This is a genomic window from Erythrobacter sp. HKB08, from assembly GCF_004114695.1.
GTDB lineage: Bacteria > Pseudomonadota > Alphaproteobacteria > Sphingomonadales > Sphingomonadaceae > Parerythrobacter_A.
Genome location: NZ_CP035310.1, coordinates 612,344 through 626,188 on the forward strand (window position 1 = coordinate 612,344; position 13,845 = coordinate 626,188).

Genomic DNA, 13,845 nt, shown 5'->3' on the forward strand with positions numbered 1-13,845 from the left:
GCCGCAATGAATTTCCGCAACATCTCCGCATGGTCGATCCGCAACCCGGTCATTCCGCTGGTTGCCTTCACCGCGCTGCTTTTCGCGGGGCTGCTCAGCTTTGCGCGGATGGATGTGGTGAACAACCCGGACATCGAATTCCCCGCGGTGCAGGTCAACATCTCGCAGCCCGGCGCCGCGCCGAGCGAGATCGAGAACCAGATCACCCAGCGGGTCGAGGCCGCGGTGCGTGCGGTCAACGGCGTCAACACGATCAACTCGACCGCGAGCGAAGGTAACAGCTCGACCTTCATCGAGTTCGAGATCGGCACCGACCCGAACGATGCCGTGGCCGAAGTGAAGAACGCGGTCGATACGGTCCGCGGCAGCCTGCCCGACGGCATCCTCGAACCGCGCATCCAGAAGGTCGAGATCGCCGGCGGCTTCCTCGGCATCTACGCGGTCGAAGCCGACGACATGACGATCGAACAGCTTAGCTGGTTCATCGATGATACGGTCGCCAAGCGCCTGCTGGCAGTCGACGGCATGGCCGAAGTCGGCCGCTTCGGCGGCGTCAATCGCGAGATCGAAGTCATCCTCGACCTCGACCGGATGCAGGCCCTCGGCGTCACTGCATCGCAGATCAATGGCGTGCTGCGGCAGGACAACCTCGATGCTGCAGGCGGCATGGCCGAAGTGGGCGGCACCCGCCAGTCGGTCCGCGTGCTCGGCAACAACGATTCCGCATACGACCTCTCGCAGCGCCAGATCCGCGTCTCGGGCGGCCAGACGGTCAAGCTCGCCGACGTCGCCACGGTGCGCGACGGCTATAGCGAGCGAACCTCGATCAGCATGGTGCGCGGCAAGGAAGTGGTGAACTTCTACATGTCGCGCGCGAAGGGCGCGTCCGACGTGACCGCCTTCGACCAGGCCAAGGTCATCATCGACGAGATCGATGCCGAGAACCCGGGCGTATCCTTCATCCCGCTGTTCAACACGGTGAAATACACCGAGGAGCAGTACGAAACCTCGATCGCTGCGATGGTCGAAGGCGCGCTGCTTGCGGTCGTGGTCGTGTTCCTCTTCCTGCGCGACTGGCGCGCGACGATCATCTCCGCCGTCGCCATCCCCCTGTCCGCGATTCCGACCTTCTGGTTCATGGACCTGCTCGGGTTCAACCTGAACCAGCTGTCCCTCCTCGCATTGGCCCTCGTGGCCGGGGTCCTGGTCGACGATGCGATCGTGGAGATCGAGAACATCGTCAGACACATGCGAATGGGCAAATCCGCCTACCAGGCGTCGATCGACGCGGCCGACGAGATCGGCCTGCCGGTCGTCGCGACCAGCTTCTGTATCGTCGCGGTGTTCCTGCCGGTCGGCCTGATGCCCGGTATCTCCGGCCAGTTCTTCAAGAACTTCGGCATCACCGTGGTCGTCGCCGTGCTCATGTCGCTGGCGGTAGCCCGCATGATCACGCCGATGCTGGCGGCCTATTTCCTCAAGGCGAAGGGCCATGCCGCCCATGGCGAGGGCAAATGGATGGACCGCTACATGGCCGTCCTTCGCTGGTCGCTCGACCGCGGCAAGATGTACGACCGGCGCGAAGGCCTGCCGGGCCCGAAGCGTCGCTGGCTCTACGTCATCGCCTTCATCGCGACGATCCTGGTCATGCTCGTGGTGCCTGCCGGCGTGGTCATGGCGAGCCATGGCATGATCGCCGGCCTCGGCATCCCCGATGCCGTGGGGACTGCGATTTCGTCCGACCCCGATTCCATCCTCGCGCTGATCGCGACGCGCATCATCGGCATCCTCCAGTTCGCCATCGCCATCGGTCTCGGCTTCGCTGCCGGCTGGCTGACGCTCAAGCTCATCGGCCTGCCGTGGCGCTTCTTCGGCGAACGCATCGGGCAGTCGTGGAAATATCTCGAGGCGCGCTTCTACGACCACCGCGCATGGATGCTGATGGTCGGCTTCTTCTCGCTGATGTTCACGATCCTGCTGTTCGGCACCGTGCCGGCGCAGTTCCAGCCGAACATCAACAGCGAGAACAGCCGCGTCGAAATCGAGATGGTGCCCGGCACCACGCTCGCGACGACCCAGCGCGTCGCGCGCGAAGTTGCCGACATCCTCTACGAACAGCCCGAGGTCGACATGGCGCTCGAGCGGGTCCGCGAAGGCCAGGCGACGATCTACATCACGCTCAAGGAAGACCGCGAGAAAACCTCGATCCAGTTCGAGCGCGATCTTGCCCCGACGCTGGCGAAGATCCCCGACGCGCGCGTGCGCTTCCAGTCGCAGTCCGGCGGCTTCGGTTCGGGCCGCGACCTGACCGTCATGCTGGCAGGCTCCGATCCGGAGCTGCTTGAAGCGACTGCGCAGCAGCTGGTCGAGGAAATGAAGGGCCTCGACACGCTCGTCGCGCCGCGTATCAGCGCCGACATCAACCGGCCCGAGATCATCATCGAGCCGCGCGAAGACCTCGCTGCCGAGCTCGGCGTGAGCACCATTGCACTCAGCCAGACGATCCGTATCGCGACCATGGGCGAGATCGAGCAGAACGCGGCGAAGTTCTCGCTGTCCGACCGCCAGATCCCGATCCGCGTCCGCCTCCCGCAATCCTCGCGGCAGGACCTGACGACGCTGCGCAACCTGCCGGTCCCGACCTCCTCGGGCGGTTCGGTCCCGCTCGAGCGCGTGGCCAACATCCGCTTCGGCTCCGGCCCGACGGCGATCCAGCGCTACAACCAGAACCGCCGGGTACTGGTCGGTGCCGACCTTGCGCAGGGCGTCATCAAGGGCGAAGCGCAGCAGCAGGTCGATGCCTTGCCGACGCTCGCCAACCTCCCGCAGGGCGTCATCCGCGACGTGGTGGGCGAGGACGAGTGGCAGCAGGAACTGGTCAGCAGCCTGTTCACCGCGATCATCGCCGGCTTCCTGCTCGTGTTCGCCGTGCTGGTCCTGCTCTACAAGCGACTGATGAGTCCGCTGGTCAACATGACCTCGCTGCTGCTCGCGCCGCTCGGAGGTATCTTCCTCGTCTGGCTCGTCGGCCAGCCGCAATCCATGCCGGTCTATATCGGCGTGCTGCTGCTGCTCGGCATCGTCTCGAAGAACTCGATCCTGCTGATCGACTTCGCGATCGAGGCAATGGATGCAGGGGTCGAGAAATACGAGGCGATCGTCGATGCGGGCCACAAGCGTGCACAGCCGATCGTCATGACCACCGTCGCCATGACGGCGGGCATGGTGCCGATCGCGCTGTCGCTTTCGGGTGACGGGGCATGGCGCGCACCGATGGGCACCATGGTCATCGGCGGCCTGATCCTTTCGACCGTGCTGACGCTGCTGATCGTTCCCGCGGGCTTCAGCCTGGCGGACGGTTTCGAGCGCCGCGTCGGTCCGTGGATGCGCCAGCGCTTCCTGACCTATCGTCCCGGTGATGCCGGCTCGCGCGGCGGGCATGGTCCCGAAACGCAGCCGCAGCCGCAGCCCGAAGGCCCGACCCCGGCGACGCGAATTTCGCCCGACGAGGGCCACCCGGCCGAGTGAGCGATAACCCCGATGCCGCGGTGACATCCGCCACGCGCCTGCCGCCCGACCGGGCGCGCAGGATGCGCTGGACCGCGACTGCGATGCTGTTCGTGATGGCGGCGGTGTTCGTCCTCACCAAGCAGTATCTCGGCGTGCATCCGGCGTGGGGCTACGCCCATGCCTTCGCCGAGGCCGCGATGGTCGGCGGGCTGGCCGACTGGTTCGCCGTCACCGCGCTGTTCCGCCATCCGCTCGGCATCCCGATCCCGCACACCGCGATCATCCCGGAAAACAAGGACCGCATCGCCGATACGATGGCGCAGTTCCTGCGGGAGAATTTCCTCACCCCGTCGGTCGTCGCGCGGCGCATGAGCGGGATGAATGTCGCAGGCGCAATGGGCGATTTTCTAGTCGCGCCGCAGGGCGAAACGCGCTCGCGCATCACCGGCGGCGCGGCGGAATTGCTCGCGGAAATCCTGGAATCGCTCGATCCGGCCCGGCTCGGCACACAGGTCCGCTCTGGCCTGAAGGGGCAGGTCGCCAAGATCGACGTCGCCCCGCTGCTCGGCCGGATGCTCGAAAGCGCGATTGCCGACAACAAGCACCTGCCGCTGATGGACGGGCTGATCCGGTGGACCGGCCTGACGCTCGAGGACAATGAGGAAACCGTCCGCGAGATCATCAAGACGCGCGCTAATGCCGTGCTGCGCTGGACCGGCCTCGACGAGCGGATTTCCAATTCGGTGCTCGACGGGCTCTATCGCCTGCTCGCCGAAGTGCTGGTCGATCCCGAACACCCGCTGCGCGGCAAGGTCGAGGAAGGCCTCGCGACGCTCGCGCAGGACTTGCAGCACGATCCCAAGACCCGCGAGCGGATCGAGAACCTCAAGCGCGAAATGCTCGAGAACCCCGCCGTCGCCGAATGGTGGATGGGCGTGTGGGAGCGTATCCGCCAGTCGCTGATCCGCCGTGCACGCGATCCCGACAGCCAGCTCGGCGGCGACTTGCGGCAGAGCCTCAGCGAACTGGGCGAGGCGCTCAAGAAGGACCAGCGCCTGCAGATGCAGGTCAACCGCTTCGCCCGCCGCACCGCGGTCGGCGTGGCGACGCGCTATGGCGACCAGATCGTCCAGCTCGTTTCGGAAACTGTGCGCCGCTGGGATGCCCGCACGCTGACCGACCGGGTCGAGGGCGCGGTCGGGCGCGACCTCCAGTTCATCCGCATCAACGGCACGCTCGTCGGCGGGCTGGTCGGCATGACCATCCACTTCATCGACAGCCTGATCTGATGGCCGGCCCGTGGCTCGAGACCGAACGGCTTGAGCTGTGGCAGCCCGATGTCGCCGACATCCACCCGCTGTTCGCCATCGTCTCCGAAGAGAACACGCGGCGCTACCTCGGTCCCGAGCCAACCATGCCCGACCACTTCATGCGCTTTACCCGCAATGCGGGCAGCTGGAGCCTCTATGGCTACGGCCTCCTGATGCTCCGCGAGCGCGGCGGCGACGGGCGACTGCTCGGCAATTGCGGGATATTCCATTCCTTCCGTGGGCTGGGCGAGGATTTCGACGACCGGCCCGAGGCGGGCTGGATCCTGAGCGAGGAGGCGGCGGGCAAGGGCTATGTCGGCGAGGCCATGCGCGCGATCTTCGACTGGTTCGATCGCGAGTTCGGTGCCGAGGTCGTGTGCCTGATCGAACCGGCCAACGCCCCGTCGATACGCCTTGCCGAAAAGCTCGGCTTCGAGCCGCTGCGCAGGGCAAACATGCCTGACGGATCGCCGGTCAACCTCTACCGCCGCCCGCCACCCGCCAGCTAGCCTGCCCGCAAGCGGCGCGATTTCTCTACAATCGGGTCATGGCAAAGGACCTTGCCCCTCCTACAAGCTGGCGCGAGTTCGAATTGCGCAGCGGCGAGCAGGCCGTAATCAACGGCGCGATGATGTGCGCGGTCTCCGACGCTTGCCTGCGCGTTGGTTCGGGCGCGAGCCTGCTCACGGCAGCGACGCTGTGGCACAGCAGGCGGCACGACGGCCTCGCCTCGTCGCTCTACTATGCGACACTGGCTGCAGCCGATGCCGGGCGGCTCGATCCGGAGACCCGCCACCGCCTGCTCGACCTGCTCGGGACGGTCGTCTCGCGCCTGCGGACCCATGCGGCGCAGGTCGAATGCGCGCGATATGCTGCGGCCATCGGTGCCTTCGATGCGCCCGCCGCGCTCGATGCAGCGAGGCGCCTTGCGACGATGGACAGTGCCGGGCGGCAGCCCGCGCCAAGGCTCTCCCAGGCGCCGGTCGGTAGTCATACCTAGCGCCGCGGCAAGCGCCCGGGAAAGCGGCATCCCTATCCTGACGAGACCGGACACGCGCCAGGGGAGCCGGAATGCCGTCACTTGCCAGCAGGATCGAGGAAGTCGCTTCGGCGATAGTGGCAGAACGCGGCCGCGAACAGGAGCGAGCCGACCGGCACTTCCGCCAGTTGCTCGAAATGCTCGGGCCGCGCATCCGCTATCTCGGCGCGCGCTACGGCCTGTCGGACATGCGCGAGGATGCATGGCAGGCCTGCGCGCTCGGCATCCACCGCGCCCTGCTGAGCTACGAACCGGGCAAGGCCAGTTTCTCGACCCATGCGACATGGCAGATGCGCGGCGAATTGCAGTCGCTGCGACACAGGGTCAGGCTCGACCAGCGCGATAGCGCCAAAGCCGCCGGGATCACCACGGTGGCGATCGAGGGACTGCGGCAGGGTGAGGCCCGGCAGTTGTTCGAGATCGTCGACGACGAGGCGCAGCCGGATGTCGAGCGCGCGGCTTCCGACCATCTCGCCTATCGCTCGATCAGCGCCCTGCTCGACCGCCTCGAGGCTACGCCTTCGGACCGATCGACCATGCTCGCGGCACTGTTCGGCGATTCCCCCCTGGGGGCCACCCGCGAACAGCGAGAGAAAGACCGGCAGGTCGTGCGGCGGCTGTCCCGCAATTGCCGCAAGCTGGTCGCCGGCTGAGCGGTTCGGCGCGGGCCGGGGTCCGGACAAAGAAAAGGCGGCAACGCAACGAAGCGAAGCCGCCTTTGCTTTGGATCGTCTAGCGCCCCGTGCGCCCGATGCTCACGCGCATCGGGCAGGGGCGCGGCAGGATCAGAGCTTGTCGGTAAGCTCCGGCACTGCCTTGTAGAGATCGGCGACAAGACCGATGTCCGCGACCTGGAAGATCGGTGCGTCCTCGTCCTTGTTGATCGCAATGATCGTCTTGGAATCCTTCATCCCGGCAAGGTGCTGGATCGCACCCGAAATGCCGATGGCGATGTAGACTTCCGGTGCGACGATCTTGCCGGTCTGGCCGACCTGGTAGTCGTTCGGCACGTAGCCAGCGTCGACCGCGGCGCGCGATGCACCGATGCCTGCGCCGAGCTTGTCGGCCAGCGGGGTGATGATCTGCTCGAAGGTTTCCGCGTCCTTGAGGGCGCGGCCGCCCGAGACGATGACCTTGGCGCTGGTCAGTTCCGGACGCTCGCTCTCGGCGATTTCGGCGCTGACGAAGCTCGAGATACCGGCGTCGCCCGGGCCCGAGATAGCTTCGACCGTGCCCGAACCGCCTTCGGCAGCGGCCTTGTCGAAGGCAGTGCCGCGAACGGTGATGACGAGCTTGGCGTCCGACGATTCGACCGTGGCGATCGCGTTGCCGGCGTAAATCGGACGGGTGAAGGTCTTCTCGCCTTCGACCGAAAGGATGTCCGAAATCTGCATCACGTCGAGCAGGGCTGCGACGCGCGGCGCGATGTTCTTGCCGGTGGTGGTGGCCGGAGCGACGAAAGCGTCGTGATGGCCCATCTGGTCGGCGATCAGCGGCGCGAGGTTTTCGGCCAGAGCGTGTTCGTAGGCGGGATCGTCGGCGAGGTGGACCTTGCCGACACCGGCGATCTTGGCGGCTTCGTCGGCGACTGCGGCGCAGCCCGACCCGGCGACCAGCAGGTGAACTTCACCCAGCTTCGAAGCGGCGGTGACGGCGGCAAGGGTGGCATCCTTGACGCTGTTGTTGTCGTGTTCGACCCAAACGAGAGTTTTCATGTTCTGAATCCTTGTTCTGTCTCGGCCCGCTTACGCGATGCCCAGGGCCTTGATCTTGGCGACGAGCGCATCGACGTCTTCCACCTTCTCGCCCGCCTGGCGGACCGGCGGTTCGGAGACGTTGGTGGTCGTCAGGCGCGGCGCGATGTCGACGCCGTAATCGGCCGGCGACTTGGTATCGAGCGGCTTTTTCTTGGCCTTCATGATGTTCGGCAGCGAAGCATAGCGCGGCTCGTTCAGGCGAAGGTCGGTGGTGATGATCGCGGGGAGCGTCAGCTTCACGGTTTCGAGGCCGCCGTCGACTTCACGCTTCACGACGACGCTGTCGCCATCGACTTCGACCGTATTGGCGAAGGTGCCCTGCGGACGCTCCATCAGCGCGGCGAGCATCTGGCCGGTCTGGTTCGAATCGTCGGAGATCGACTGCTTGCCGAGCATCACGATGCCCGGGTTTTCCTCTGCCGCGATGGCCTTGAGGATCTTGGCGACCGCGAGCGGTTCGACATCGACGCCGTCTTCGACTTCGACGAGGATCGCGCGGTCGGCACCCATGGCGAGCGCGGTGCGCAGCGTTTCCTGCGCCTTCGCCGGACCGATCGAGACCACGACGATCTCTTCAGCCTTGCCCGCTTCCTTGATGCGGATGGCTTCCTCGACGGCGATTTCGTCGAACGGGTTCATGCTCATCTTGACGTTGGCCAGGTCGACACCCGAACCGTCCGCCTTGACGCGCGGCTTCACATTGTAATCGATGACCCGTTTGACGGGGACGAGGATCTTCATCGTGTATCCTTCCTCTCTAGAATCGTTGGCGACCGCCTAACTTGCGTTTACGTAAACGTCAAGTTGGCCCGCCTCTCGGAATCCCAACGAATGCGCAGCTGCGCCCGTTCCGGCGACGCTAGGTGATTTTGCCGCTTGCCGCTACAACTCTCGGGCAGAGGAGGGCGATATGCGGGCAATCGGGAAACTGGCGCTGGCGGTGCTGGCCATGTGGGCACTGCCGCTGGGGGCGCAGGAAACGCGGGTCGGCGAGGAAGGCTTCGAATCGCCGCCTGCGACACTCGCGCAGATGGACTGGCTGGTCGGGCAATGGGCGGGCAAGGGCATCGGCGATGCGCCCGCGATGGAAAGCTGGCTCCCGCCGACGGGTGGCACGATGGTCGGGACTTTCGTGCAGGAAAGCGGCGAGGGCGGTATCCAGTTCACCGAACATCTCTACCTGATGGAGGAAGAGGGCACGCTCGTCCTGCGCCTCAAGCATTTCAACGCCGACCTCACCGGATGGGAGGAGAAGGCCGACATGCTCACCTTCCGCCTCGTCGCGATCGAGGATTGCGCGGCCTATTTCCACGCGCTCACCCTCAGGTGCGACAAGGGGGACGATGGCGAGGACGGGCTGGTCGCAGCGGTGCGGATGCAGTCCGGCGCGGAACTGCTGTTCCGGTTCGAGCGAATGGGCGACGCTGTGCCCGATGCGCCTGCTCCGCAGTGCGGCGAGGCTGCTTCGACCGCTGAGATGAACCAGTGCTATTCTTCGCTGCTCACCAGGGCGGCGGACAGGCGCAAGCAATATGTCGAAGCGGCAAGCGCGCTCTACGCTGATGCACCGGACGTGCAGGCTGCCATCGTCGAAGCCGAAGCGGCGTTCGATATTTACCGCGACCGTGAATGCAGGGCGAATTTCCGCAAGTTCGGCAATGGCAGCTTCCGCACGACTGCGCTGCTCATCTGCGCACTCGACATGACCGATGCACGCACGCGGACCGTGTGGAACAACTGGCTGGTCCCGATGGCCGACGGCGAGCAGCCGGTGCTCCCCGAACCCGGGCCGACACGCTGACGAGCTGACACGCAAGAAAAAGGGCCCCGCCAGCGACGTGCTGGCGGGGCCCTTGTCCCTATTGCTGGTCCGAGGCGGTTATGCCGCCTGCTTGACCTCCGCGACGATCTTGCGCGCGGCATCGCCGAGGTCGTCGGCCGGAACGATCGGCAGGCCCGAGTTGGCGAGGATTTCCTTGCCCTTCTCGACATTGGTGCCTTCGAGGCGGACAACCAGCGGAACGTCGAGCTCGACTTCCTTCGCGGCGACCACGATGCCTTCCGCGATCGTGTCGCAGCGCATGATGCCGCCGAAGATGTTGACGAGGATGCCCTCGACCGCCGGGTCCTTGAGGATGATCTTGAACGCCGCGGTGACCTTCTCGGTCGTCGCGCCGCCACCTACGTCGAGGAAGTTCGCCGGGAAGGCGCCGTTGAGCTTGATGATGTCCATCGTCGCCATGGCGAGGCCCGCGCCGTTGACCATGCAGCCGATGTTGCCGTCGAGCTTGATGTAGGCGAGGTCGTATTCGCTCGCTTCGACTTCTGCCGGGTCTTCCTCGGTCACGTCGCGCAGTGCTTCGACGTCCGGGTGGCGGAACATGGCGTTGCCGTCGAAGCTCATCTTGGTGTCGAGCACGAGCAGCTTGCCGTCTTCGGTTTCGACCAGCGGGTTGATCTCGAGCATCTCGCAATCGAGATCCATGAAAGCGGTGTAGAGCTGCTTGGTCAGCTTCTGGCACTGCTTGTTGAGATCGCCCGTCAGCTTGAGCGCGAATGCTGCCGCGCGGCCGTGGTGCGGCATGAAGCCCTGCGCCGGGTCGATGGTGATGGTGGTGATCTTTTCCGGGGTCGAGTGGGCGACTTCCTCGATGTCCATGCCGCCTTCGGTCGAGACGATCATGGCGACGCGGCCGGTTGCACGGTCGACCAGCATCGAGAGGTAGTATTCCTTGGCGATGTCGACGCCGTCGGTGACGTAGAGGCGGTTGACCTGCTTGCCGGCATCGCCGGTCTGGACGGTCACCAGCGTGTTGCCGAGCATTTCCTTGGCGTTCGCTTCGACTTCCTCGACGCTCTTGGCGAGGCGGACGCCGCCCTTGGCGTCGGGGCCGAGTTCCTTGAACTTGCCCTTGCCGCGGCCACCGGCGTGGATCTGGGCCTTCACGACATAGAGCGGGCCGGGCAATTGCTTCGCGCCTTCGACCGCTTCTTCGACGGTGAGGGCGGCATGGCCGGCGGGTACGCCGATGCCGTATTTCGCGAGCAGTTCCTTGGCCTGGTATTCGTGAATGTTCATCGAGCTGTCCGTTTCTGCGGGAAATGGGAATCTGCGCCGCGCATAAGCATGGATGGCCGCGCTTGAAAAGTGTCGTCTCTCAACCCTAGAGCAATTCGCATGATCGATCGTTCCCGCCTTGCCGATATCGTGCGCGAGGCCGGCCGCATGGCACACGACCTGTGGCCGGGCGCGGGCGGCGCTCCGCAGGCGTGGGAAAAGGAGCCGGGCAGCCCGGTGTGCGAGGCCGATATCGAGGTCGATCGCTTCCTCAAGCGCGAGCTTGGCGCGCTGCTTCCCTCGGCCGGGTGGCTGTCGGAAGAGACCGCCGATCACGCGGACCGGCTCGACAAGGGCCTGATTTGGCTCGTCGATCCGGTCGACGGGACGCGCGATTTCCTTCGCGGACGCACCGGCTGGGCGGTTTCGGTCGCGCTGATCAGCGAAGGGCGGCCTCTTATCGGAATGCTCGATGCTCCGGCGCGCGAGGAGAAGTGGCTGGCGATTGCGGGCCAGGGCGCATGGCGCAACGACGAACCTCTCAAGGCGTCGCGGCGCAGCGAGTTTACCGGCGCGCGCGTTCCCGCCGACAGCCTGATGAAAGTCGACCAGATTCTCCAGACGGTGGACAAGCCGAACTCCATTGCGCTGCGAGTCGCAATGGTGGCAGCCGACGAGGCGGACCTCGTTGCGACCCTGCGCTGGGGTTTCGAATGGGATATCGGCGCAGCGGCCCTGATCGCGCGCGAGGCGGGCGCGGCAGTGACCGACGCCTTCGGCAAGCAGCTCGCTTACAACAAGCGCGACCCGCGCGCCTTCGGACTGCTCGCAAGCGCGCCGGGCATCCACCGCGATGCAGTCGCCCACCTTGCCGAGCGGGCCGAGATCATCGCGCGGGACAAGTAGGGCGCCCGCCATATGAAAAGGGCGACCCGCGGGCCGCCCTTCTCGTAATCCTGACCGCTGAAGATCAGTTGCCTTGCGCAGATTGCGCCTGGGCTACGTCTTCCTGCGTGATCGGGATGATCTTGATCTCGACACGGCGATTAAGCGCGCGGCCCGATTCGGTCGAGTTGTCGGCGATCGGTGCAGTCTCGCCGAAGCCCTGCCAGCGAATGCGCGCAGAACGCACACCGCGCGACGACAGGTAGTTCGCAACCGCTTCGGCGCGCTGTTCGGACAGGCGCTGGTTAAACGATTCCGAACCGGTCGAATCGGTATGGCCGTAAACGTCGACCAGGCTGTCGGGATAGCGCACGAGGCTTTCGGCCACGGAATCGAGCGTATCGCGGAAGGCCGGCTTGATCGTGTAGCTGCCGACGTCGAAGGTCACGCCGTCGGGCAGGTTGACGAGGATGGCCGAACCATCGTCGACTTCGGTCACGTCGACGCCGGAACCGGCGGTCTCTTCCTTCAGCTCCTTGATTTGCTGGTCCATCTTGTAGCCGACCACGCCGCCGGCAACGCCGCCGACGCCCGCGCCGATGATGCGCCCGGTCTTGCCGCCGATGACACCGCCGAGCAGGCCGCCCAGCACCGCACCGCCGACACCGCCGATTGCGGTGCGCGAGACTTTCTGCTCACCGGTATTCGGATCGGTCACACAGCCGGAAACCGTCATCAGGGACAGAGCCGCGAAGCTCGAGACGAGAATTTTTGCTTTTTTCATAGTGGGGTACTCCCCTTCCTCCATGGTTACGCGGAACCGGTACGGCCCCACCGCTGCCGCCCGCGTTCAATAACAATACCATCGAGATGCCGTTCGCGTTCCTGAACACGGTTTTTGGGCACGCACGGGCTGGCGCGGCCCGGCATTTCTGCTAGCGCTGGAGGCGTGACACCATTTCCCTGGACCGACCTGTTCATCATCGCCGGGCTGATCGTGCTCAACGGCGTCTTCGCCATGTCCGAGCTGGCGATCGTTTCCGCGCGCACATCGCGCCTCAAGGCCGCGGCAGAGAAGGGCAGCCACAGCGCCAAGACTGCGCTCGCGCTGGCCGCGCATCCGGGCAAGTTCCTCTCCACCGTGCAGATCGGCATCACGCTCGTCGGCATCATTGCCGGTGCCTATTCGGGTGCGAGCCTCGGCGGCCCGGTGGGCGAGCGGCTGGCGGCGGCCGGCTTCCCGGCGGAGTATGCCGACCAGGCGGGCTTCGTGCTGGTGATCGTGCTGACAACCTATTTCAGCCTCGTCGTGGGCGAGCTGGTGCCCAAGCAGGTGGCCTTGCGCGCAGCGGTTCCGATCGCGCTGGTCATGGCGCGGCCAATGGACCTGATCGCCCGGATCGCCGCGCCTCTGGTCTGGGTGCTCGATACCTCGTCCGGCCTGCTCATCCGCCTGCTCGGCGTGCGGCCCGGTGGCCAGTCGAGCGTCACGGCCGAAGAGCTGCAGATGATCTTCGCCGAAGCGAGCCGGACCGGCGTGATCGAGGACGAGCAGAGCCAGATCCTTGCCGGTGTCGTCCGCCTCGCCGAGCGTCCGGTGCGCGAAGTGATGACGCCGCGCACGGAAATCGACTGGATCGACATCGATGCAGACGAGAAGGAAATCCGCAAGACGATCGAGGATACGCCGCATTCGCTGCTCCCGGTCGCGCAAGGCTCGCCCGACACGATCATCGGCGTGGTCAAGGTGCGCGAGGTCCTCGCAGCCCTAGTCGCGGGCAAGCAGGTCTCGCTGCGCAAGCTGCTGCGCCGGGCGGAAACCGTGCCCGACCAGCTCGATGCGCTGGATGCCTTGCGCGTGCTGCAGGGTTCGGGCGTCGCCATGGCGATGGTGCATGACGAATATGGCCATCTCGACGGGATCGTGACCCCGGTCGACCTGCTGACCGCGCTGGTCGGCCATTTCGAGAGCGACCGCGACATCGGCGATGCCCCGCCGATCGTCGAACGTCCCGACGGCAGCCTGCTGGTCGCGGGCGGCACCACAGCGGATGAGCTCGCAGACCGGCTGGGCCTCGATTATGGCGAGCAGCGCGAGTTTGCGACTGCCGCCGGCTTCGTGCTGTCGGTGCTGAAGAAACTGCCGAGCGAAGGCGAAAGCTTCACCGAGCAGGGCTGGCGCTTCGAAGTTGTCGATCTCGACGGACGCCGGATCGACAAGCTGCTCGTCAGCCCCGAAAAGGACTAGGACGCTTCTCGGCCACTAGGGCCGTATGAGCGAGGATA

12 protein-coding genes are annotated in these 13,845 nt (G+C 65.6%); 8 read left to right on the forward strand and 4 right to left on the reverse strand.

The features are described from left to right. Positions 1-6 precede the first annotated feature (6 nt). The 5 genes from EO245_RS02950 to EO245_RS02970 all read left to right on the forward strand — a co-directional run bounded on the left by EO245_RS02950 (position 7) and on the right by EO245_RS02970 (position 6,512). Positions 7-3,528 carry an efflux RND transporter permease subunit gene (locus tag EO245_RS02950; protein ID WP_128891533.1) on the forward strand — a complete coding sequence of 1,174 codons (3,522 nt, stop codon included), beginning with the start codon at positions 7-9 and terminating at the stop codon, positions 3,526-3,528. A gap of 62 nt (positions 3,529-3,590) precedes the next feature. Next, positions 3,591-4,799 (forward strand): DUF445 domain-containing protein, encoded by a 1,209-nt coding sequence (locus tag EO245_RS02955; RefSeq protein ID WP_128893435.1) that lies wholly within the window; start codon positions 3,591-3,593, stop codon positions 4,797-4,799. Continuing rightward, positions 4,799-5,329, forward strand: coding sequence for a GNAT family N-acetyltransferase (locus EO245_RS02960; protein WP_128891534.1), 531 nt, complete (start codon positions 4,799-4,801; stop codon positions 5,327-5,329). Before EO245_RS02955 ends, EO245_RS02960 begins: the two co-directional genes overlap by 1 nt. Before the next feature lie 38 nt (positions 5,330-5,367). Next, on the forward strand, positions 5,368-5,820 hold the full coding sequence (locus EO245_RS02965) for a flagellar biosynthesis repressor FlbT (RefSeq protein ID WP_128891535.1): 453 nt from the start codon (positions 5,368-5,370) through the stop codon (positions 5,818-5,820). Between the two features lie 71 nt (positions 5,821-5,891). Next, complete coding sequence (locus EO245_RS02970; protein WP_128891536.1) at positions 5,892-6,512, forward strand: sigma factor; 621 nt, start codon at positions 5,892-5,894, stop codon at positions 6,510-6,512. Between the two features lie 132 nt (positions 6,513-6,644). On the opposite strand, the gene EO245_RS02975 is transcribed toward EO245_RS02970, so the two are convergent. Next, complete coding sequence (locus tag EO245_RS02975; RefSeq protein WP_128891537.1) at positions 6,645-7,574, reverse strand: electron transfer flavoprotein subunit alpha/FixB family protein; 930 nt, start codon at positions 7,572-7,574, stop codon at positions 6,645-6,647. A 30-nt stretch (positions 7,575-7,604) separates the two neighbouring features. Continuing rightward, positions 7,605-8,357: an electron transfer flavoprotein subunit beta/FixA family protein gene (locus tag EO245_RS02980; protein ID WP_128891538.1), complete on the reverse strand. Its 753-nt coding sequence runs from the start codon at positions 8,355-8,357 to the stop codon at positions 7,605-7,607. Between the two features lie 169 nt (positions 8,358-8,526). Between EO245_RS02980 and EO245_RS13345 the strand changes: the two genes are divergently transcribed. Then, on the forward strand, positions 8,527-9,417 hold the full coding sequence (locus tag EO245_RS13345) for a DUF6265 family protein (protein ID WP_164931250.1): 891 nt from the start codon (positions 8,527-8,529) through the stop codon (positions 9,415-9,417). A 78-nt stretch (positions 9,418-9,495) separates the two neighbouring features. On the opposite strand, the gene sucC is transcribed toward EO245_RS13345, so the two are convergent. Beyond that, positions 9,496-10,695 (reverse strand): ADP-forming succinate--CoA ligase subunit beta, encoded by a 1,200-nt coding sequence (gene sucC / locus EO245_RS02990; protein WP_128891539.1) that lies wholly within the window; start codon positions 10,693-10,695, stop codon positions 9,496-9,498. Between the two features lie 99 nt (positions 10,696-10,794). Between sucC and EO245_RS02995 the strand changes: the two genes are divergently transcribed. Then, positions 10,795-11,580 (forward strand): 3'(2'),5'-bisphosphate nucleotidase CysQ, encoded by a 786-nt coding sequence (locus EO245_RS02995; protein ID WP_128891540.1) that lies wholly within the window; start codon positions 10,795-10,797, stop codon positions 11,578-11,580. Between the two features lie 64 nt (positions 11,581-11,644). Here EO245_RS02995 and EO245_RS03000 read toward each other — a convergent pair whose 3' ends face one another. Further along, positions 11,645-12,343 (reverse strand): OmpA family protein, encoded by a 699-nt coding sequence (locus tag EO245_RS03000; RefSeq protein WP_128891541.1) that lies wholly within the window; start codon positions 12,341-12,343, stop codon positions 11,645-11,647. 165 nt (positions 12,344-12,508) lie between these two features. Here EO245_RS03000 and EO245_RS03005 point away from each other — a divergent pair, with 165 nt between their 5' ends. Next, positions 12,509-13,807: a hemolysin family protein gene (locus EO245_RS03005; RefSeq protein WP_128891542.1), complete on the forward strand. Its 1,299-nt coding sequence runs from the start codon at positions 12,509-12,511 to the stop codon at positions 13,805-13,807. Positions 13,808-13,845 lie beyond the last annotated feature (38 nt).